Source organism: Emticicia sp. TH156 (assembly GCF_002855535.1).
Classification (GTDB): domain Bacteria; phylum Bacteroidota; class Bacteroidia; order Cytophagales; family Spirosomataceae; genus Emticicia; species Emticicia fluvialis.
Genome location: NZ_PKRS01000015.1, coordinates 1 through 21,767 on the forward strand (window position 1 = coordinate 1; position 21,767 = coordinate 21,767).

The window sequence follows — 21,767 nt, forward strand, 5'->3', positions numbered from 1 at the left end:
TGCAGAAATTATGAATTGCTTATGGAAACGGCAGAAGAAATAGTTAAAGTTTCTGCTATAAAACATTTATTGAATAAAATTTAAACAGGCTCTTAATCTAAACCACCTTTTCTGTTCGGGCTTCGTTTAGCCGGCCAGGCAGAAGGTTCACCTTTTTCGTTCAATGGCAGAACACTTTTTTCGGTTGATGTTCTGGTCGGGTCTTCACTAGCCTGATATGCAAGAATAGCAGCCAGAATAGCATTGTTACGTACATCATCAAACACTATTTTGTCGTAAGTATCGCGGTTGGTGTGCCAGGTATAGGTGCCATAAGACCAGTTTAATGAGCTAAGCGAAAAGCCAGGCGCACCAGCGGCAACAAAAGAGGCAAAGTCTGAACCGCCTGCTCCCGGAGCACCCGGAAAACGGGTTTCCAGTCCTTTTTTATACTCGGCAGGTACTTTGGCTAGCCATCTGCCAATGTAATCATAAGCATGCAGGTAGCCCTGGCCAGAGATATTAATTACCCGGCCTGTACCGTTATCCTGATTAAACAGCGCCTGCAGATTTGATACAATTTCAGGATGGTCTTCAACAAACGCTCTTGAGCCGTTCAGTCCCTGCTCTTCGCTTCCCCAATGGCCAACCAGAATAGTTCTTTTCGGGTTCGGGTAAAACTTCTTCAATAGGCGCATGGCTTCCATCATTACAATGGTGCCTGTGCCGTTGTCGGTTGCACCTGTGCCACCATCCCAAGAGTCGAAGTGGGCAGATAGCATAACATATTCGTTAGGTTTTTCTGTGCCTTTAATTTCGGCAATGGTATTGAAGGTAGGCACAACTCCCAGCTCTTTTGAGTCGGCACGGACACTGATTTTGGGCTTAATGCCCGATTCCGTCAAACGATAAAGAAGGCCATAATCTTCCAACGAAATATCAACAGTCGGGATAGTTTTTGTATTGGCGCCAAAAATCTTGTTTGCTCCAAAACCTCTTGACCAATAGCTCATTACAATGCCCGCTGCTCCGGCTTTTTCTAATGCGAGCGGAAGCGCCTTTGCACTTCCGGCAAGACCCGTTTTGCTGATTCGCCTGGCCCAGGCTTCTGTCTGAGCGGTTCGGGCAGCTTTCATTTTTTCAATAGATTCTTTTGTTCCAAATTCTTCCCAGTTGTAATCCGGGCGTCCGGTTGGTTGGTTCATGTTTATCAACACAAATTTGCCTTTTACGTTGGGCAGCCATTTTTTGAATTCTACTGAATCGGCCACATCAGGAATGATAATGGTTTCGCCTACTACTGATTGCCCTTTGGTGCTGGGGCTCCAGGCTAGCTGCATACCTTCTAAAGATTTAACACGCGGATACACCATATCTATATGCGATACTCCTCTTTCCCATCCGCGCCATTCGCCCCATTTTTCATTTCTGGCACTAATGCCCCATTGTTTGTATTTTTCAATGGCCCAATCGTGCGCTTGTTTCATTTGAGGTGAGCCTACGAGACGCGGGCCGATACCGTCCATTAATTCGGTTGCTAATTTTTCAAGTTGAGAGTTGTCGTTGGCTTCTTTAATGATACCTGCAATTACGGGGTCTTTTGGGGTATCTTTGGTTTGCGCAAAACCCAGGCCGAGAGATAAGCTAAATGCGGCAACAACAAGAAAGGTAGTTTTTTTCATAAACGAGATTTTGTTTGCTGAGGTTAATTGAAAGGTCTAAATTAGACAAATAACAGCTGATGTACCTTAAATTTGATTTAAAAGTAAAAGACCGCAACCTCATTTGGATAAAAAAGAGACGATTCGTTTAAAAATAATGATAAACGGCTGATTCAGTTATTCCATTGGTTTGCTGGTTTCAAAACTCTTAATGAACTTTGTCATTATAAATTTTGATAGAAATATCTTATACTTCTCTCTGCAAATCAAGCTTTGATTAAATGAATTTACAAGAAAATGTTCGTGAAGGACTCCGGTCTATACAAGGCAATATGCTTCGCACAGTGCTTACAGCGTTAATTATTGCAATTGGTATTACCTCATTAGTGGGTATTCTTACTGCCATAGATGGCATGCAGAGCTCAGTAGACAATAGTTTTGCCGGGCTTGGGGCAAACTCTTTCGATATCATTGGCCCAAGGCCCTGGCGACGCCGAAGCGGCGGGGTAGAGGAGAAGGACGTACCACCTATTGACTACCGGCAGGCTAAATTGTATAAAGAACTTTTTCAGGGTAAAACCTCGGCAACTATCAGTATTTATACAAATGTGGCTGGGGCAGCCCAATTGAAATATAAATCTATTAAAACAAACCCCAATACCCAGATAAGAGGTATCGACGAAGATTTCTTGACAATAAAAGGTTATAAACTGCAGGCAGGAAGAGATATTAATAAAAATGATATTGATTTTACCAATAACGTTGTGATTCTTGGCAATGAATTGTCTACCTTATTGTTTCCGAAAGAGAACCCTATTGATAAAGACATAACCCTGATGGGATTAAGATTTAAGGTAATAGGTGTACTGGAGAAAAAAGGAAGTATAAACGGGGGCGGAGACGACCGCGTGGCACTTGTGCCGCTGGAAACAGGCCGGCAGATTGCCGGAAACAGAACCCTTACTTTTGATATTACAACCTCTGTGCCTAACGTTTCGGATATGGACTACATAATGGGGGAAGCCGAGGCAGTGATGCGACGCGTAAGAAGAGACCCTGTAAGCAAGCCGAAATCTTTTGAGATGGAGCGCTCTGATGCACTGGCCAAAGACTTTGAAGAGGTAACCGGGTATTTGCGGGTAGGTGGGTTTGGTATCGGCATTATTACACTTCTTGGTGCATCTATTGCGCTTATGAACATCATGATGGTTTCGGTTACTGAGCGTACAAGAGAGATTGGCATCAGAAAAGCCATTGGTGCCACGCCTTTCAAAATCAGATTGCAGTTTTTAATGGAAGCCATTACTATCTGTATTTTAGGTGGGCTTGGCGGTATTGTGCTGGGTATTTCGGTTGGTAATGTAATTGCCAGGGTAATCAGCGATAAGAGCAGCTTTATTGTGCCCTGGGGCTGGATGATCATGGGTATTATTGTATGCGTAATTGTAGGTATTATTTCGGGCATTTATCCGGCTTACAAGGCTTCAAAACTAGATCCGATTGAATCATTGAGATACGAATAACAACCATTGTCTGCTATCATTTCCATATCCGTTTTTAAGAATTTATGTGAAGGTAAACCTCTCGTGTTTCAACTATAAAAGCAAAATTTGTTATTTTTACTTAGTTGCTGTAACAGCAGCTAAGTTTTTTTTTATACGTAAACGGCATACGCTATGGCTCGTATTCAGATTATTACTATTGTTATTAATTTTGCATTTCTTCTATCTATTGGCTGGTTGATTTTAAAGGGTAAGCTACGTGAAGAATATGCCATTGTGTGGTTAGTTTGTACGGTTCTTCTGGGCATATTTGCCATTTGGAGAGACGGGCTGGAAGTAATGGCCCGCTTGTTTGGGGTTTACGAAGCGCCTAATCTTGTTTTTACGGGTTTTATATTTCTTATTCTGATTTATCTGTTGCATTTGTCGATAGTTAACTCTAAACTGCAAAAAAACGTAACCAGGTTAGCACAGGAAATAGCGCTTTTAAAACAGGAAAACGAAGAGAAAGCAAAAAAAGAGCTGAATAAGGAATAAAAAACGAAAATAGAAAAGCCTGACAAGCAAATGCTTATCAGGCTTTTTCAGTACATTAATATGATTATTTCTGCGGTTGAGCAGGTGTTGTATTGGCTGGTGTTGTGTTAGCAGGTGTCTGCGTTGGGGCAGGTGCCGGAGCAGTAGCCGGACGAGACTGGGCTTTCTCTACATTAAGGCCGTTGTCTTGTGCATCAGCACCGGTTTTGTCTACAAATATACCCGAAACAAGGGCACCTACAATTATAAAAACAAAAAAGCCCCACGTCAGTTGTTCCAAAAGGTCTCCCGTACGTTGTACGCCAAACATTTGTGAACCGGCACCACTAAACTCGCTTGATATGCCACCACCTTTTGGATTTTGAATTAAAATAATTAAAACTAACAGAATGGCAACAATAACCATCAAAACTAAGATTGTAGTGTACATTTTTTCAATTATAATTATCTATTAACAATGATTTTTATAGGTCAGGCTCTGGTGTCAGAGTCTCTTTTTTTCTAATTCCGTAATTTTTTCTGCAAAGTAAGTATTTTTTCCGGGATTTTTAGCAATAAGTTTTTTATAAACTTCTATGGCTTGTTCAAAACGCCCCTGCCGGGCTAATATTTTGGCGTAGCTTTCTGTCAGAAGCGGGCCCTGAAGGGTTGTACTCACTTCGCTCAGGTCTTCAACTTCTTCGCCGGCTGCCACTGTTCTGATGGGCTGAATACGCGGCTCTTTTTTTATAAATTGCTCAATAATAGCCAGTTGTTCTTCCTGTATGTTTCTTAAGGCAGGCTTGGCGATTGATTCTATCAGCTCTTCTTCCAGTTTTTCACGATTCAGCTCTTCTTCTATTGAATCCTGAGAGAATCTGGCCTCTGCCGGGCTTTCATTGAAACGCATGGAAGAAGTAATGTTCCAGTCCATATCGTTTTCAATTACTTTTCTGAGCGCGTTTCTGCTTAATGCATAAATAGCAGCCTTACGGATGGCATCATGTGCAATTTCAGGGGCTTTCAGGTAGATACCCTTGGCAATCATGGTATACCCCAACTGAAAATAAGGATACTTTTTGGTGGCATTTTCCAGAAACATAGTATCGTTAAGGCTAAGTGATTGCGGGTTATTAAGTAGGTCTATAAAGTTATTTTTATCAAGCATAGGAATGCACCGTTAGTTATAAACAATCAGGTAGTAAAATTGAGCCGGTGTAATCCGGTTTGTTAATCAAATATAAACATAAAACAGCAATTGTTTTTTATTGTGTTTTATAATCCGACCATAGAAAAGAAAATCTCGCAGCGCTATAACTGCGAGATTTCTGAATGTATGCGAAAGCCTTACAACTTTAAGCAATTAGATGCTTAGCGTGCTAAGTACATTATTCATGTTTCTAACGGCATCAGCTGATTTGGCAAATGCAGCTTGTTCTTCTTTGTTCAGGCGGTAGTTAATTATTTTCTCCCAACCATTTCTACCTAAAACTACTGGTACACCCAGACAGATGTCTTTCTGGCCATACTCGCCATTTAATGAAACTGAGGCTGGCACTACGCGTTTTTCGTCACGGATGATGGCCTCAACCATTGAGCAGGCAGCTATACCCGGAGCATACCAGGCTGAGGTGCCAAGCAGGCCTGTCAGGGTAGCTCCACCCACCATTGTATCGGCTGCCACTTTAGCCAACGCTTCTTTTGACAAAGAGCGGCTTACAGGAATACCATTCCAGGTAGCCAGACGTGTCAGCGGAATCATGGTAGTATCACCGTGGCCACCAATTACATTAGCGTGCAGGTCGCCCTGAGAAACACCCATTGCCTGCGAAAGGTAATAACGGAAGCGAGATGAGTCTAACGCACCGCCCATACCTATTACACGTTTTTTATTTACCCCTAAAGACTGAGCCACCTGCAAAGCAAGGTAGGTCATAGTATCCATCGGGTTTGAAACAATCAATAAAATGGCTTTAGGCGAGTAAGTAAGAATCTGCGTTACTACACCTTTCACAATACCGGCATTAATGCCTATCAGTTCTTCGCGGGTCATACCCGGTTTACGTGGTAAGCCGGAGGTAATCACCACCACGTCAGACTTGGCAGTTTTGGCGTAGTCATTAGTTGAGCCTATGATTTTAGTGTCAAATCCTTCCAGAGAAGCGGTTTGCATTAAGTCCATAGCTTTTCCTTCGGCTACTCCTTGTTTAATATCTAACAATACTACTTCATCGACAATCTGCTTACGAGCGATGTTATCGGCTGTGGTTGCACCAACAGCGCCTGCTCCAACTACGGTTACTTTCATTTCGGTAATTATACCCCTAAAATGCTCTGTATAAAAGCTTGTTTGTTAGAAACATATCATGCCCAGGGGTAAAATTTAGCAACATGAAGTTTCATAAAATATGTAAAAAAATGAATGTAAATGGTAACCCGTAAAACCCCGATTGAGTGTAAATACATATATTTTGGGGTTATCTGCCCTGCATGTACAATCAAAAAAAGGTAAACAGGAAATTTTGCTCAAATTTATTGGACAAAACTAATATAATACAACGTTTTTAAGTGTTTTTTTTGTATTTTTTCTCAACGCCTTACCTTTTTTGGTATTTATTGCGTTTATTAACCGTATAATAGCTATTTAAAACCTGCATGGCATCAGAGACCAACCAATTGATTTCTAAAGTACTGGAATCGGTATTTTATAAAACTGCACTAAGAAGAGCACCAAGACTTGCAAAAAATGCGCATAGTCTGCTTAAACTATTAAAGAATGCGCTTGTCAAAGTACAAAGCCTGGGTGTTGGCACTACCGTTGATATATTGCGCGACAAGGTTGTGTTGCTGGGTGGATTGATAAAGTCGTATGCCACAGGAGAATACAGGAACATCGAGATTCAGAATCTCTTGAAAGTGATAGCGGGGTTTATCTATTTTGTTTCGCCAATAGATATTCTGCCCGATTTTCTGCCTTTTGTCGGGTTAACCGACGACGTTGCTTTGCTGATGTTTATAATCAAAAGCATCAGTGATGAAATCGAGAAATTTGAGCAGTGGAAAAAGAAAGTGCCACTATCTGTGTAATGCATTTTAAGTGCAATTTAATTTTTTAATTGTTCAAATTTCGTTTATATTTGTATTAAATTATTGTAGAAAACTTTAAACTTATTACATCATGTTTGGTCTTGGAACAACTGAGATGGTTTTGATTTTAGTCGTTGTCCTATTCTTCTTCGGAGCGAAAAAACTTCCTGAGTTGGCTCGTGGTTTAGGAAAAGGTATCCGTGAATTCAAAGATGCTTCTCGCGAAGTAAAAGAAAATATCGAAAAGGCTGCAACTGAAGAAAAATAATATTGTTTCCTTCTTACGGCCCTAACTATAAAACAATAGCATTCATGTTTTTCATGTTATGTTATTGTTTTTTTGTTTTTAGGATAACCTTCATCCTGATTTTCAAACTCTGCATTTTTAGCTCCTGACTTCTACATCCCGCTTTAGGCTCATTCAGTTTTTTTTCTTTCCGTTTAATTTACTGCTTTACAACTTAAGCAGTTTTATCGAGTTTATTTATTGCTTGTTTGGTTTAGTTATATGGCAATAGAACTGAGTTTCTTCAAATAATATTAGTAAAGTTATATTTCTTGTGCTGCTGTTCTCTGATTCGATTTAACCTTATTTTTGAGTTTTTTGAATTTTTTGTGTGAAGTTTATCTGTTTTGAAACGTGTATTTGCTGATTTGTGAAAATAATTATTGTATTATTCTAATATTAAAAGATACATAATTTAGTTTGCTGTCAGAATTATATTTTGTGATTATCAAGAAATGCAAAATTTATTTAAAAATACTTGACACAGACTTAATAATTATTTTACATTTGTGTACTTAAACAACAAAATCATGAGAAATAACATAGACAAAGAAACTTACACCTGGACAATCAAAGTATTTACTCTTCTTGGAATCCTACTTTTATTGGTAAATGTCTTCCTGTTTTTCTCGCAGAATCAGGCGCATGCCATGGCATTTAAGTTCTCAAGTGCGGTTATGTTTTTGTTGCTGGCGGTTGTGGTATGGTTAAGGCTGGAGTACCTGAAAGTTTTTAAAGTAGCAGTTTACAAAGCGCGTCGTGTACCTATGTGGGCATCTATTTTTGTATTTGTTGCAGTTGCATTCTCAAGGATCTTCTAACAAACTATAAATCAAATAAGTAAAATTAAGCAAGGCCCTGTGCCTTGCTTTTTTTATACGGTGTTTTTGTAAACAGCGGTTACACTGTTAATCTTCTCTATTTTGTTCAGAACCTGATTCAGCATGGCCTTTCTCACTTCAACAGTAAGTGTGCAACGGTTATCATAAACCTGATTACTGATTTTAAGCGAAAATTCTTTCACTACCTTCATTACATCGTTCATATACTCGAAGTCAAAACTCACTTCATAAATATCATTCACGGTTTTTTCAATGGTTTCGGCATTGTCCAGGGCTTCTGCCGTGGCCGACTTATAGGCATTTATCAGGCCTGGTACACCCAGCAAAGTGCCACCAAAATACCGCACCACCACTACCAGTAAATTGGTAAGGTCTTTAGAGAGCAAAACATTCAGTATGGGTCTTCCGGCCGAGCCGGAAGGTTCGCCATCATCATTAACTCTGAACTGATTGCGGTCGGTACCCATTCTATAAGCATAGCAATGATGATTAGCCTTTGGGTGATGGCTACGGAGTGTGTCCAGATGTTTTTTTATATCCTGCTCGCTGGTTATAGGATACGCAAAAGCCAGAAATTTACTTCCGCGGTCTTTATAAAGCCCCTCGGTTGGTTTAGCAATGGTTGTATAAGTGTCTTCGAAAAGCATACTGTCAGAATGAGACCTCAAAAATGCTAAAAATCTTAAACATAAATAAAAAAGCGGTCGTTTTGTCTTTGTTTGCATTGAGTATCGGTTGTTTTCTGTCAATTTTTCCGGAAATGCAGGGTCTGCATATTTTTTGTGTATTAAGAATTATACAAAATTTGAAAGCAAATGAATTTCAATCAATATACCATAAAGGCACAGGAGGTTATCCAGAAAGCGGTGCAGATAGCCCAGGGAAATATGCAGCAGGCTGTGGAAACCGGGCACTTGTTGAAGGCAATTTTAGAAGAAGATGCCGGCACTTCATCTTTTATGCTCAATAAACTGAACGTAAATCAGCAATTGCTTGTCAGTCGTTTAGAGGCCATAGTAAATGGTTATCCGAAAGTAAGTGGGGCACAGGCCTATCTGGGTAATGAACTTTCTGCCGCATTGGCTAAGTCTCAGAACTATCTGAAAGAATTTAACGACCAGTTTGTGAGCGTAGAATTGCTTTATCTGGGCTTGTTATCGGGTAAAGACCCGGTTGCTGCCCTGATGAAAGAAGCAGGCTTTAAAGAAAAAGAACTAAAATCCACCATACAGGAATTGAGAGGAAAAAATAATCCAGTGAAAGACCAGAACGCAGAAAACACTTATCAAGCCCTTGCTCGTTACAGCAAAAATCTGAATGATTTGGCTCGACAAGGCAAAATTGACCCCGTAATTGGCCGTGACGATGAAATCAGGCGTGTGCTTCAGATTTTATCGCGCCGTACCAAAAATAATCCTATACTTTTAGGTGAGCCCGGAGTTGGTAAAACCGCCATTGTTGAAGGCCTGGCGCAAAGAATAGTGTCTGGCGACGTGCCGGAAAACCTGAAATCAAAAACCATAGTATCGCTTGATATGGGTTTACTGATAGCCGGTGCCAAATATAAAGGCGAGTTTGAAGAACGCCTGAAAGCAGTGATTAAAGAGGTAACGGATTCGGAAGGAGAGATGGTGCTTTTCATTGATGAGATTCACACGCTTATTGGAGCTGGCGCCGGTGGAGAAAGCGCAATGGATGCCGCCAATTTATTGAAACCTGCCTTGTCTCGCGGCGAATTACACACCATTGGTGCAACTACACTGGCCGAGTACCAGAAATATATAGAAAAAGATAAAGCCCTTGAACGTCGTTTTCAGTCGGTAATGGTTGATGAACCGAATGTGCCTGATGCCATTTCTATTCTACGGGGTATTAAAGAAAAATATGAATTGCACCACGGCGTGCGCATTCAGGATGATGCCGTTATTGCCGCAGTAGAGTTATCGGACAGATATATATCAGACCGGTTTCTGCCCGACAAGGCCATTGACTTGATGGACGAGGCTGCTTCTAAATTGCGCCTTGAAATGGACTCCATGCCAGAAGAACTGGATGAGCTGAACAGAAAGATTATGCAGCTTGAAATTGAAAGAGAGGCCATTAGGAGAGAGAGCAATAAGGATAAAGAAAGTATTCTGAATAAAGAAATAGCCGATTTGAGCGAAAGACGCAACGAACTAAAAGCCAAATGGGAGAATGAGAAAGGGTCTATTAATGAATTACGTTCATTAAAAGAACAGATTGAGCAGCTGAAACTGGAAGCTGAGCAGGCCGAACGTGCCGGCGATTACGGTAAGGTAGCGGAGATTCGTTATGGTAAACTGGTAGAGGCAAACAACAGACTTAACCAGATTCAGAAAGATGCCAACAACGGGCAGGCCACTTTATTAAACGAAGAAGTATCGGCAGAAAACATTGCAGAAGTAGTGGCTAAGTGGACGGGCATACCGGTGGCTAAAATGTTGCAGAGCGAACGTGACAAATTACTGCATCTGGAAACAGAGTTGCATAACAGGGTTGCAGGGCAGGACGAAGCCATAAAAGTGGTGGCCGATGCTGTACGTCGCTCTCGAGCCGGTTTGCAAGACCCCAAACGGCCTATAGGCAGTTTCTTGTTCTTAGGGCCAACGGGTGTAGGTAAAACAGAATTGGCAAAAGCGCTTGCGCAATATCTTTTCAATGACGATAACGCACTGGTAAGAATAGATATGAGTGAGTATCAGGAACGCCATGCGGTAAGCAGGCTGGTAGGGGCTCCTCCTGGATACGTCGGATACGATGAGGGCGGGCAGTTAACTGAGGCAATACGTAGAAAACCTTACAGTGTGGTTCTTCTTGACGAAATTGAAAAGGCGCACCCCGATGTTTGGAATATTCTGCTGCAGGTATTGGATGAAGGCCGCCTGACCGACAACAAAGGCCGTGTGGCTAACTTCAAGAATACGATTATCATCATGACATCGAACATGGGTAGTAACATTATTCAGGAGAAGTTTGCCGAAAACGAAGGCTGGAATTATCATCTGATTCTGGAAGAGGCCAAAAATGCTGTGCTTGACCAACTGAAAGCCTATGTGAGACCTGAGTTTTTGAACCGTATTGATGAAATTGTGTTGTTTGAGCCATTAAGTAAACTGAATCTGCAAAAAATTATCGGTATTCAGTTCAAACAGATTCAGAGCCGAGTGGCAGAGCAAGGAATAACATTAGAAGCCACCGATGAAGTATTGGCCAAACTAGGTGAAGAAGGGTATGACCCAAGCTTTGGCGCCAGACCTTTGAAACGTGTATTGCAGCGCAAGATTCTGAACGAATTATCTAAAGGTATTCTATCAGGGAAGGTTCACAAAGATTCTGTAATTATGATGGAATTGGGGCATGATGGCGAAATAGTGTTTGAAAACGTTGGAAACAGTGAATTTGAGATTGAATAATAGCTAAATGATTAAGAGCAATTGCCGTCGATTTTTTCAGCGGCAATTTTTTTTATTCTCATGGCTGGCCGGCCCTACAATTTTAGTCGGTATATTTTTAATTCTATTCCCTTCGGAAGTATATAATTTTCCGGCACGGCATCATTGCTGATCAGATCAAAGCCATTGCGCTCATAAAAGCGATGGGCGGCGTGCGTAACCAGTGGGGTATCCAGCAAAATTTCTTTAAAATGTTGCTTACGGGCTTCTAGTACCAAAATTTCAAAAAGTCTTTGCGCAAGCCCCAGTGCTTTGCCTCGGTATTCCTGCTTAATAAACATCTTTCTTAAAACCGCTTGTTCGTTGTTAAGCCTTTCTAGGCCTATGGTGCCAACTACTTCATCTTTGTTGTTAGTTGCCACCCAGAGAAAATTTCCCCTGTCGTTATAAAACGCTTTCAAATTATGTAAATCCGGTTGGCGCTGGGCTGTTAAGCCCAGGTTAAATTCGCCGTTCTGGATACCCAGTACCATATCTTCAACCTGTGTCTGATATTTTTCATCAAACAGTTGAATGTCAATCTTCGACTGTTTCAGTTCTTCAAAAGTTTCATAATACTGGCGTTTAAAGTCATTCTTGTCCAGAAAATCTTCTATCTGCTGCATAGCCTTAAGAATATTATGTTGAGAGGCGCGAATGATTTTTTCATTGTTTTCCTTAAAGCTTACCCACATTTCTTCCAGTTGAGGCAAATTCTGGTAGGCTTTCTCTGTGAGTTTCAAGTGCCTTTTGCGGCCGTCTGTTCCTGATTTTACTGATGTTATCCAGCCAGCCTTTTCCATCTCTCTGGCTATCTGTATTACACCCGGGTGGGTTATATTTAATGTTTCAGCAATTTCCATTATGCCTTTTTCTCCTTCTTTACTTAAAACGTAGAAAATCGGAAACCATTTCGACTCAAAATCAACCCCTGAACTTTTATAGATTTCTGAAACCGACTTCATCATGCGGTCGCTTAATCTTTTTAACCGGCTTCCTAGTGCCAACGCACCCAAATCAGATATTAAATCCATTTTATGTAAGTAGTTACGTAATTAGTTACGCAAATATTTGGATAATAATTTTTCTTTGCAAACTTTTACAAAAAAATAGATTCACATGCAGATAGTAAATGCCGGAATAAACGATTTGGATACCTTAATGAATTTTTATGATAATGCCATTGCACATCAGAAAGCCGTTAGTAATCTGGTTTGGAAAGGCTTTGACAAGCCGGTAGTAGTAAAAGAAATTGAAGAAGGCCGACAATGGAAAATAATGATAGATGGCCAGGTAGCCTGTGTGTTTATGACAGCCTTTAATGACCCCGACATCTGGGACGAAAAAGACAAAGATGCTGCCATTTACATCCATCGTATTTGTACCAGTCCGGATTTCAGAGGTAAAGGGTTCGTTAAAATTATTACTGACTGGGCAATTAAAACGGCCAAAAATAAGAATTTAGGCTTTGTAAGACTTGATACCTGGCAAGACAACGCCCGCCTGCATCAGTTGTACCTGCATGCGGGCTTTCATTATGCAGGTATGAAACTGATTGAGGCCTCAGGTAATCTGCCAAAACACTATTGGGGTGTTACACTGGGTTTATTCGAAATCAGCATTAAGGAACTTTAACTGATAACAATACCATACTTATCTAACAACCCACCTAAGCCTTGCAGCGAAAATCTAGCCTTTTTTAATTTGTTGCGTTCAGGGTCTATGGAGTAGTTATAGGAAGACCTAAAGTCTGTTTTTTCCAGGTTAGTATTGCTGAAAACAGCACGGGTTAAATCGCAATTATCAAAAATAGCCGTGCTTAAATCAGCGTCCGAGAAGTCAACCTCGTGTAGCGTAGTATCTTTAAAACTGGTTTTCTTAAGGTTTAAGCCCAGAAACGTTGAAAGATTAAGCTGGCAATTCTGAAATCCTACCTCAAAAAGAAAAGTATTGCACTGGTCAAAGTGCACACCTAAAAGTTTGCAGTCTAAAAATTTAACGTTTTTTAGCGATGTTCCCCTTGTATGAGCCATACTCAGGTTACAATCTTTAAAAACGCAATCAGAGAAGATACAGGTTGAGAGGTGCAATTCAGCAAAATTGCAGTTACTGAAAATACAGTCTTCATATTCGCCTTTTGGTAAAGGGTTGAATCTAAAATCGATTTTTTCGAAGGTTTTGCCTTCAAAGTAGCTGATACTCATAAAATCAGTTATTGGTTTCGCTTTAAATTATCTAAAACAATGGCAGTGGCAATACCCACATTTAAAGACTCTGCAAGGCCAAACCGCGGTATAGTAACTTTGTGAGTTACAAATTGCTCAACCCCTGCGCCAATACCGTTTGATTCGTTACCTAAAACAATATAGCCTGATGCAGGAAATGCAAATTGATGTAGGCTGGCACTGTTCAGAAAAGTGCCGATAACGGCAGCTTTATTATGATGCTGGTTTTCTTTAAAATATTCTGTTAGGTTTGTATAAAAGGCTTTTATGCGAGTAAAAGAACCCATTGAAGCGGCAATTACTTTTGGGTTGTACAAATCAACGGTGGTTTCAGAGCATATCAATTTTTTTATACCATACCAGTCTGCAATGCGGATAATGGTACCCAGATTACCAGGGTCACGGATATCATCCAGAACCAGAACAAATTCATTTTCAGCAGCATTTAATGATTCATTGGGTTTCATTTGTGCCACAGCAACGGCGGCATCATTACTTTGAAGCGTACTTGTTTTCTCCAGTTCGGTCTGTGAAATTTGCTCAACCGATATTTTTTTTAGTTTTTTTTCGTTTTCATCAAAAAACTTAGTTGTGCATAGCAGCAGCTCAATTTCAAAATCAGAGTTTATCAACTCTAAAACACTTTTAGCGCCTTCTACTAAAAAAGACTGGTGTTCTTGCCGATATTTTTTGATTTGTAAGGATTGAACGTATTTTTGTTGCTGCTTTGAAAACATACCCTTAATATTTATGCGTTTTAATTATTTTTCGTCAGGACATACACCAGATAAAAAAAAGCCAGGGATTGTCTTGTCTGATAAAATAAAATTTCTGCCTTTACTTTTTCTGATTTTTACTGCTTGTTCAAGAAAGGTTCAGTTAGCGCCAGACGAATATCGTTTGCATAGTCTGGCCATCAAAGGTAATAAACAAATTCCAACTGAAGAATTAGAGTATCTCATTCCTCCTGCACAAAAGCCGAACCGACGACCATTCAATTTACCGGTTACTCCTTATGTGGGGCTGTATAACTTTGGTAAAAATTTTTATAGCCAACAGAAAATCAAGACACGACGCGACCGCTGGGACAGCAAACTGAAGGCGTTACCAAGCCCGGTTAATTTTGATGCAGAAATTGAGAAAAAAAGAAAGCGATACCAAAAAAAAGTATCTGTTTATCAGGACAGGCTCGATACTGGTGAAAACTGGTGGATGAAAAACGTTGGCGAGCCCCCGGCAAAAATTACCGAGGCGGCCATTAAACATACCTCAGAAAACATACAGAAATATATTTATAACAAAGGCTTTTTTGACAACACCGTTGTATATGACATTGACTCTGCTGCCAGCAAAAGGGGTATAAAACTAACTTACCACGTAGAAGAAAAGAATGCCTACTACATTGACACCGTCAATTATGCCATTGAGGATCCTCGTATTGATAGTATTCTGCGCCTTAATACGAACGCTAGATTAATAAAAAGTGGCCAAAGGCTAGATATGAACAACATAACCCTTGAAAAAGCCAGAATTGAGCTGACTCTGAAAGACGAAGGTTATTACAACTTTATAGCTAAAAACTCAATTGCTGCCGAAATTGACACCACAGACTACATCAAGCGTAATTACAGGGTAAATATTAAAATGTTGGTTAATAGCCCACCTTTCAGAAACCAGCATGAGCAGTTCAGAATTGAATCAGTTTATTTTGTTTCAGCAGATCCATCAGGCGAAGCCATCAGTAAAGGCGATACCACCCACGTAAGCTACAACAACATTGATTATTCATTTATAGGGAAGCGCTTTCCGTCCAGGCTGCTTGATAAAAAGATTCTGATACGGCCAGGCCAGCTTTTCAGGATTTCAAAAGTAAACGAAACAAACAGGCAATTATATGGGCTTGACCAGTTTGCTTTTGCCAATATCAGGTTTACTCAATTGCCCGATAACAAGCTAAGAACAGAAATAATTGCACCAACTAACCCAAAGTACACGGCATCCTATAATTTTGATGTAAACAATATAAACGGAATTTTAGGTGGCGGGGCCAATGTGTCTTTAAGAGCCAGAAATTTACTAAGCGCGCTTGAAACCACAGAGTTGGGCCTGCGTGCTAACCTTGAAGGCCAGCCGGGGCTTGATACCACCGTGCAGCGCAGCCGTGAGCTAGGGGCCAACCTTGCTTTTAATTTTCCGAAAATTATTTTTCTGAACAAAGTTGCCAATTTACTAAGCCTGAAAAGCCCACGCACGCAGGTGGCATTGAGCTATAATAACTCTTCGCAGCAGTTATATCGCCGGCAGGTTTTCAGGTTAACAGGTAACTACTCATGGCTGAAATCAAAATATGAAACCATTCAGATATCTCCATTTGATATCAACCTTATCAATACGCCCTATAAAAGCAGAGCATTTGACTCTATCCTTACCTCAGAGGCCTTGCGGGGCAACAACCTGAAAGTATTGTTTGACCCCCAGTTTGTATCCAGCATCAGCGGTAGTTATATATACAACAATCAGGTACAAGGCAAAAATATCAGAGCTAAATTTCTGAGAATTTTTGTTGAATCCGGTGGTACGGCCATCAACTTTTTCCCGGATAAAAATAAAATCAGATTCATAGACCGGTTGTTTCCTATTGATACCAACCAGCGGGCTTATTTCAGATTTGTGAAAATCAACATAGATTTCAGACGGTATATCCCTATTAACTCACGTGATTCATGGGCTTACCGCATTAATGTAGGAGTAGCCCATCCTTATGGCGATAATCAGGCTTTGCCTTTCGAAAAGAACTTCTTTATCGGTGGTCCCAACAGTATCAGAGCGTGGCGACCCAGAGCTTTAGGGCCGGGGTCGGCACAGGGTGTAACGGTAGGTAACCGTTTCTTTCAGCAGCCTGGTGATATTCTGATGGAAGGCAGTTTAGAGTATCGTAAATTTATGTTCAGGTTTATTGGCAACTGGAACGCCGGATTCTTTATTGATGCCGGAAACGTCTGGAAATGGTACCAGATTAACTCTAAATTCAATGAAGCTAATTTTAACTGGGGGCGTTTCTATAAGGAATTCGCTGTTGGCACCGGTGCGGGTATCCGCCTGGACCTTGACTATTTCATTGCACGATTTGACTGGGGAGTAAAAGTAATTGATCCATCAAGAAAAGAAGGCGACAGGTTTGTACTCGACAAAACACGCCTCGGCCGTAGCAATGAGTATTATCCGGTATTTCACTTTGCTATTGGTTATCCGTTTTAATCAGCCAATAAAAGCATTTAAAGCCATTACCCCGGCCAACCCCGAAACTGAAACCAATGTTTCCATAACCGACCAGGTTTTAAGGGTATCTGCCATTGACAGCTGAAAATACTCTCTGAAAAGCCAGAAGCCGGCATCATTCACATGAGAGAACATCATACTGCCTGCGCCAATACTTAACACCATTAAATGGGGTTCAGTGTGGGTGGCAGCCAGCAATGGCGCCACAAAGCCAGCAGTAGTAATGCCCGAAACCGTTGATGAACCAACGGCCACCCTGATAATTGCCGCCATGCCCCAGGCAAGCACAAGGGGGTGCATAGAAGATGCCTGCATCATACCCGCTATTGACTGGCTTACACCGCCTTCTGTCAAAACCTGCTTTAAGGCACCTGCCCCACCAAAGATAAGAAACAGCATGGCCACTTCCTTTACCGAATCACCCAGCAGAACCGTTACTTCTGCCATTTTCTTATGTTGTTTTATGCCCAGAAAGTATGCCGCAAACAGAACAGAAATAAACATACTTACAATAGGGTCGCCAACAAAAGTGATGGCATGAGAGCTAAAAGAATTTTCCGGAAAATAAGGAATTAGCAAGGTTGAAATGCCGATTAACAATATTGGTAACAAAACGGAAGCAAAACTGATAAAAGTGGATGGCATCTCTTTTTCTGCCAGATCAGGGGCAATAAATGCTTTATTGGGCAGGGTAATGTACTTTTTTACTGTTGCGCCAAATAGCGCTCCGGAAATCAGAATGGCAGGTATGGCTACAATAATACCATAGAAAAGTGTGAGGCCCATGTCAACATTAAACTGTTTTACCAAAGCCAATGGGGCAGGGTGGGGCGGCAGATAACCCTGCGTAACAGAAAGCGAAGCCAGCATGGGTAAAGCAATATAAACCGCAGGTAGCTTGTAACGATATGACACCGTAATAACCAGCGGCGCCAGCAACATGAAGCCTACCGAATAAAAAAGCGGCAGGCCTACTATAAAGCCTGTTATCATAAACGCCCAGCGTACATATCCTGTACCGATGATGTTCATCATTTTTACTGATATTCTTTGGGCTGCGCCGCTTTGTGCTACCAGCTTGCCCAGCATAGCACCTAGTGCAATAATAGATACGATTGAGCCCAATGTGCTGCCCATGCCATGTTGTATTGCCTGTAAAATTTGTGAAGGTGCCATTTGCAGGGCCAGGCCTACGCCTAACGAAACAACCAGAAAAGAAAGAAAAGTATGCAGTTTAAAGTAGGATATGAGCAGAATCAGCACTATAAGCCCAATAACAGTAATGAGCAACGGCATAAAGCAATAGTTTTAAGGTTGAAAGTGAAGCAAAATACAAAGGATTATTCAAAACTGATAGGGTTTAAACCGGTATCTGGCCTTTTAACATAAATTATTTCTTTTATTGCTGACAATCTGTCAGTATTATCTTAATTTTGTGTCTGAATTGAGCGGCATTGCTGATAAGCAGTAGAACTTTATTTTTATCAGCAGGGTTGTTTTTTTAAATCAAGGTAGCAATCAATCATGGAATTAGTAACAGGCAGATTAGAGATTCTGAAAGAAGAAGATAAGAAAGATTTGGATATAGCCCGCATCAGCGTAGATGAAAATGGCGAAAACAAGCGCAAGCTGTATATAGAAAGCTACGGATGCCAGATGAATTTTGCAGACAGCGAAATTGTGGCGTCTATTTTAAGAGAAAACGGATTTGCCACTACTTCTAAAATTGAAGAGGCAGAACTGATTCTGCTGAACACCTGCGCTATCAGAGAAAACGCCGAACAAAAGGTGCGTAATCGTTTGCAGCATCTGGTGCCTATGAAGAAAAAGCAAAACAATGTAAAAATTGGTGTGCTGGGTTGTATGGCTGAACGATTGAAAACCAAGTTTCTGGAAGAAGAAAAAATTGTGGATATGGTGGTAGGCCCTGATGCCTACCGGGATTTGCCGAATCTGATAAACGAAGTTGAAGACGGCCACAAGGCTGTTAATGTGTTTCTTTCAAGAGAAGAAACCTATGCTGATATTACCCCTATCAGGCTTGATTCAAACGGCGTTACTGCCTTTATCAGCATTATGCGTGGCTGCGACAACATGTGTAGCTTTTGTGTAGTGCCATTTACCCGTGGCCGTGAGCGCAGCCGTGACCCGTTCTCTATTGTGAAAGAAGCCAGAGAATTGTTTGAACAGGGTTACAGGGAAGTAACGCTACTGGGCCAGAATGTTGACTCTTACAAATGGAAAGGAACAGACGAAAATCAGACTGAAAACACTACCACCTTTGCTAACCTGTTGGAAATGGTAGCGCTGGTTCATCCTGATTTGCGTGTGCGTTTCTCGACATCGCACCCTAAAGACATTACAGATGAGGTACTTTACACCATGAAAAACTATGGCAACATCTGTAAGTACATTCACCTGCCTGCACAAAGCGGTAGCAGCCGGATTCTTGAGCTGATGAACCGTACATACGACCGTGAATGGTACATGGGCAAAATTGACAGAATTCGTGAAATACTGGGTGTTGAGTGTGGTATCTCTCAGGACATGATTACCGGTTTCTGCACTGAAACCGAAGAAGACCATCTGGAAACTCTCTCTTTGATGGACTACGTGAAATATGACTACGGCTATATGTTTGCCTACTCTGAAAGACCCAACACACCAGCGGCCAAAAAACTGGTTGACGATATACCGGCTGAGGTTAAGAATCGTCGCCTGACAGAAGTGATAAACAAACAGCAGCAACATTCGCTCGAACGTAACCAGATGGCCATAGGTAAGGTGCACCGCGTTTTGGTAGAAGGCTTCTCGAAACGTTCGGCTGAGCATTTATGTGGTAGAAATGACCAGAATAAGATGATTGTTTTCCCGAAAGAAAACTTTAAAAAAGGTGACTACGTTAATGTGCTGGTAACTGAGTGCACCGCAGCTACCTTGATAGGAAAGGCAGTGGAAGACGTTTTAGCTTAGAATTACAAATGACCAACAACTCAGAAATACAATCAGTTAAAAATCGCTTTGGTATTATTGGCAATGCCCCTGCCTTGAACTATGCCCTGAGCATTGCTATACAGGTAGCTCCTACTGATTTGACTGTACTAATAACCGGAGAGAGCGGAAGCGGGAAGGAATCTTTCTCTAAAATTATTCATGCGCTCAGTACCCGTAAACACGGGCCATTCATTGCCATAAACTGTGGCGCTATTCCTGAAGGAACCATAGACTCTGAATTGTTCGGACACGTAAAGGGTTCATTTACAGGCGCTATTGACGACCGCAAAGGGTATTTTGAAACCACCAATTCGGGTACCATCTTTCTGGATGAAATTGCCGAGCTACCAATTGGCACGCAGGCGCGCCTGCTTCGTGTATTGGAGAACGGCGAGTTTATACCGGTGGGGTCGTCTAAAGTCAAGAAAACAGATGTGCGCGTAGTGGCTGCCACCAACGTTAATCTGATTGACGCGGTAGAGAGAGGCAAGTTCAGAGAAGATTTGTATTACCGTTTAAATACGGTGCCCATTTATGTGCCGCCGCTGAGAGAACGAGGATACGATATAGACTTGCTTTTCAGGAAATTCTCTGCCGATTTTGCGGATAAAAACCATATCCAGCCCATTGAGCTTACTGAAAGTGCCACACAGTTACTCATGAATTTCCGTTTTCCCGGTAATATACGTCAGCTTAAAAACATAGCTGAACAGATTACCATTCTTGAAACAGAAAGGCTGGTATCGGCTGAGATTCTGGCTAAGTATCTTCCACGCGAACAGGCGAGTGGTTTACCTGCGCTTCTGCGAGGCATGAATGGCGGCAACGATTCTGGTATTTCTGAAAGAGACCTGCTTTATAAAGTTCTTTTTGATATGCGGAAAGACATGACCGACCTCAAGAAGCTGGTTTTGTCGTTAATGCAGGGTGGGCAGGTTAACCCCGAAATGATGAAGCAGCACAGCGAACTGTTTAATGGCATCCATTCAGACGAAAACGTATCGCTGGTGCCACAGACATTATACAGCCCGATGCCAGCTGCTCCGTATCAGCCATATCAGCCGGTTGATAAAGACGGGTTTATCAAAATTGATGAAATACAGGACGACAGAAATAATATTGAAGACATATCTCACGAAACCCAGGAAGATTCGTTCTCTTTAGAAAAACAGGAAAAAGAGATGATTATTAAGGCTTTGAAGAAAAACGGCTTTAAACGCAAATATGCCGCTTCAGACCTTGGTATTTCTGAACGAACACTTTACCGGAAAATAAAGCAATACGATATTGAAGATGAATAGGCCTTTTGAGATAAAAATCAGGGAGATTACGTTTTTTAAAAAGCTGAATATGATGCTTTGCATCGTGGGTTTGGCTTTGCTGGCAGGTTCTTGTAAAATTTATTCGTTCAGCAGTGCTAAACTGTCTGATGACCTGAAAACCATTACCATCCAGAATTTTGTGATGAATACCGCAGGTGGACCTGCTAACCTTACGCTTACCTTTACTGAAAAGCTAAAGGAATACTACCAGCGTAACTCTAATCTGAAACTGAAGCCGGTAGACGGCGATCTTTATCTGGAAGGCTCTATTGTAGGTTATGAATTAACCCCGGTAGGTGCAACCGCCAGCGACAAGGCGGCCCAGAACCGACTTACAATTAGGGTAGAGGTTAGGTTTGTCAATACCAAAAATGAAGATGAAAGTTTTGAAAAAGAATTTTCCTTCTATCAGGACTTCTCGCAAGAGCAAACCCTCACCCAGGTAGAGTCGGCGCTGGTGCCAAAAATACTTGACCAGCTTGTGCTGAATATCTTCAATGACACCGCCGCACAATGGTAGGGCTCACTGTAATTGCTGGTTTTCAGAAACCTGGATTAAAATAGATTTAATAAGATAATTTTGCTTTTCAGTTGTATTTTTTTAAGTTATTTTGCTTCATTC

General features: G+C 41.2%; 20 protein-coding genes. 11 read left to right on the forward strand and 9 right to left on the reverse strand.

Annotated elements, in window-relative coordinates:
* Window positions 1-92: 92 nt before the first annotated feature.
* Window positions 93-1,661 carry a M20/M25/M40 family metallo-hydrolase gene (locus C0V77_RS21440; protein ID WP_101728444.1) on the reverse strand — a complete coding sequence of 523 codons (1,569 nt, stop codon included), beginning with the start codon at window positions 1,659-1,661 and terminating at the stop codon, window positions 93-95.
* 260 nt (window positions 1,662-1,921) lie between these two features.
* Here C0V77_RS21440 and C0V77_RS21445 point away from each other — a divergent pair, with 260 nt between their 5' ends.
* Together C0V77_RS21445 and C0V77_RS21450 are read left to right on the forward strand one after the other, a co-directional pair.
* Window positions 1,922-3,163, forward strand: a complete 1,242-nt coding sequence (locus C0V77_RS21445) for an ABC transporter permease (RefSeq protein ID WP_101728445.1) — start codon at window positions 1,922-1,924, stop codon at window positions 3,161-3,163.
* A 153-nt stretch (window positions 3,164-3,316) separates the two neighbouring features.
* Window positions 3,317-3,679, forward strand: coding sequence for a DUF2304 domain-containing protein (locus tag C0V77_RS21450; RefSeq protein ID WP_101728446.1), 363 nt, complete (start codon window positions 3,317-3,319; stop codon window positions 3,677-3,679).
* Window positions 3,680-3,743: 64 nt separating this feature from the next.
* On the opposite strand, the gene secG is transcribed toward C0V77_RS21450, so the two are convergent.
* The 3 genes from secG to C0V77_RS21465 all read right to left on the reverse strand — a co-directional run bounded on the left by secG (window position 3,744) and on the right by C0V77_RS21465 (window position 5,966).
* Window positions 3,744-4,109 (reverse strand): preprotein translocase subunit SecG, encoded by a 366-nt coding sequence (secG, locus tag C0V77_RS21455; protein WP_101728447.1) that lies wholly within the window; start codon window positions 4,107-4,109, stop codon window positions 3,744-3,746.
* Between the two features lie 54 nt (window positions 4,110-4,163).
* The gene (locus C0V77_RS21460) at window positions 4,164-4,826 is read right to left on the reverse strand and encodes a hypothetical protein (RefSeq protein WP_101728448.1); all 663 of its coding nucleotides are present in this window, start codon (window positions 4,824-4,826) and stop codon (window positions 4,164-4,166) included.
* A 195-nt stretch (window positions 4,827-5,021) separates the two neighbouring features.
* The gene (locus C0V77_RS21465; RefSeq protein ID WP_101728449.1) at window positions 5,022-5,966 is read right to left on the reverse strand and encodes a malate dehydrogenase; all 945 of its coding nucleotides are present in this window, start codon (window positions 5,964-5,966) and stop codon (window positions 5,022-5,024) included.
* 347 nt (window positions 5,967-6,313) lie between these two features.
* Between C0V77_RS21465 and C0V77_RS21470 the strand changes: the two genes are divergently transcribed.
* The 3 genes from C0V77_RS21470 (at window position 6,314) to C0V77_RS21480 (ending at window position 7,852) form a co-directional block, all read left to right on the forward strand.
* The gene (locus tag C0V77_RS21470) at window positions 6,314-6,745 is read left to right on the forward strand and encodes a YkvA family protein (protein WP_101728450.1); all 432 of its coding nucleotides are present in this window, start codon (window positions 6,314-6,316) and stop codon (window positions 6,743-6,745) included.
* Window positions 6,746-6,836: 91 nt separating this feature from the next.
* Window positions 6,837-7,013 carry a twin-arginine translocase TatA/TatE family subunit gene (locus C0V77_RS21475; protein ID WP_101728451.1) on the forward strand — a complete coding sequence of 59 codons (177 nt, stop codon included), beginning with the start codon at window positions 6,837-6,839 and terminating at the stop codon, window positions 7,011-7,013.
* A gap of 548 nt (window positions 7,014-7,561) precedes the next feature.
* Window positions 7,562-7,852: a hypothetical protein gene (locus tag C0V77_RS21480; RefSeq protein ID WP_101728452.1), complete on the forward strand. Its 291-nt coding sequence runs from the start codon at window positions 7,562-7,564 to the stop codon at window positions 7,850-7,852.
* A 53-nt stretch (window positions 7,853-7,905) separates the two neighbouring features.
* Here the strand turns inward: C0V77_RS21480 and C0V77_RS21485 are convergent, their stop codons facing one another.
* A complete protein-coding gene (locus tag C0V77_RS21485; protein WP_101728453.1) occupies window positions 7,906-8,520 on the reverse strand; it encodes a YigZ family protein in 615 nt (204 codons plus the stop codon).
* 168 nt (window positions 8,521-8,688) lie between these two features.
* On the opposite strand from C0V77_RS21485, the gene clpB reads away from it, so the two are divergent.
* On the forward strand, window positions 8,689-11,307 hold the full coding sequence (gene clpB, locus C0V77_RS21490; RefSeq protein ID WP_101728454.1) for an ATP-dependent chaperone ClpB: 2,619 nt from the start codon (window positions 8,689-8,691) through the stop codon (window positions 11,305-11,307).
* Window positions 11,308-11,381: 74 nt separating this feature from the next.
* On the opposite strand, the gene C0V77_RS21495 is transcribed toward clpB, so the two are convergent.
* Entirely contained in the window at window positions 11,382-12,359 is a 978-nt protein-coding gene (locus tag C0V77_RS21495; protein ID WP_101728455.1) for a bifunctional helix-turn-helix transcriptional regulator/GNAT family N-acetyltransferase, read from the reverse strand.
* An 85-nt stretch (window positions 12,360-12,444) separates the two neighbouring features.
* Here C0V77_RS21495 and C0V77_RS21500 point away from each other — a divergent pair, with 85 nt between their 5' ends.
* Window positions 12,445-12,960 carry an N-acetyltransferase gene (locus tag C0V77_RS21500; protein ID WP_101728456.1) on the forward strand — a complete coding sequence of 172 codons (516 nt, stop codon included), beginning with the start codon at window positions 12,445-12,447 and terminating at the stop codon, window positions 12,958-12,960.
* On the opposite strand, the gene C0V77_RS21505 is transcribed toward C0V77_RS21500, so the two are convergent.
* Window positions 12,957-13,529, reverse strand: a complete 573-nt coding sequence (locus C0V77_RS21505; RefSeq protein ID WP_101728457.1) for a pentapeptide repeat-containing protein — start codon at window positions 13,527-13,529, stop codon at window positions 12,957-12,959. The two genes, C0V77_RS21500 and C0V77_RS21505, sit on opposite strands and share 4 nt — an antisense overlap.
* Before the next feature lie 8 nt (window positions 13,530-13,537).
* Window positions 13,538-14,287: an RNA methyltransferase gene (locus C0V77_RS21510; RefSeq protein WP_101728458.1), complete on the reverse strand. Its 750-nt coding sequence runs from the start codon at window positions 14,285-14,287 to the stop codon at window positions 13,538-13,540.
* Window positions 14,288-14,300: 13 nt separating this feature from the next.
* On the opposite strand from C0V77_RS21510, the gene C0V77_RS21515 reads away from it, so the two are divergent.
* Complete coding sequence (locus C0V77_RS21515) at window positions 14,301-16,808, forward strand: BamA/TamA family outer membrane protein (RefSeq protein ID WP_101728459.1); 2,508 nt, start codon at window positions 14,301-14,303, stop codon at window positions 16,806-16,808.
* Here the strand turns inward: C0V77_RS21515 and C0V77_RS21520 are convergent, their stop codons facing one another.
* Complete coding sequence (locus C0V77_RS21520) at window positions 16,809-18,125, reverse strand: gluconate:H+ symporter (protein ID WP_101728460.1); 1,317 nt, start codon at window positions 18,123-18,125, stop codon at window positions 16,809-16,811.
* Window positions 18,126-18,353: 228 nt separating this feature from the next.
* Between C0V77_RS21520 and miaB the strand changes: the two genes are divergently transcribed.
* From miaB to C0V77_RS21535, 3 genes are read left to right on the forward strand one after another with little or no spacing between them, the layout of a single operon-like run.
* Window positions 18,354-19,802, forward strand: coding sequence for a tRNA (N6-isopentenyl adenosine(37)-C2)-methylthiotransferase MiaB (miaB, locus tag C0V77_RS21525; protein ID WP_101728461.1), 1,449 nt, complete (start codon window positions 18,354-18,356; stop codon window positions 19,800-19,802).
* A gap of 8 nt (window positions 19,803-19,810) precedes the next feature.
* Window positions 19,811-21,124, forward strand: a complete 1,314-nt coding sequence (locus C0V77_RS21530) for a sigma-54-dependent Fis family transcriptional regulator (RefSeq protein ID WP_101728462.1) — start codon at window positions 19,811-19,813, stop codon at window positions 21,122-21,124.
* Between the two features lie 49 nt (window positions 21,125-21,173).
* Window positions 21,174-21,665, forward strand: a complete 492-nt coding sequence (locus C0V77_RS21535; RefSeq protein ID WP_229236346.1) for an LptE family protein — start codon at window positions 21,174-21,176, stop codon at window positions 21,663-21,665.
* The last annotated feature ends 102 nt before the right edge of the window (window positions 21,666-21,767 follow it).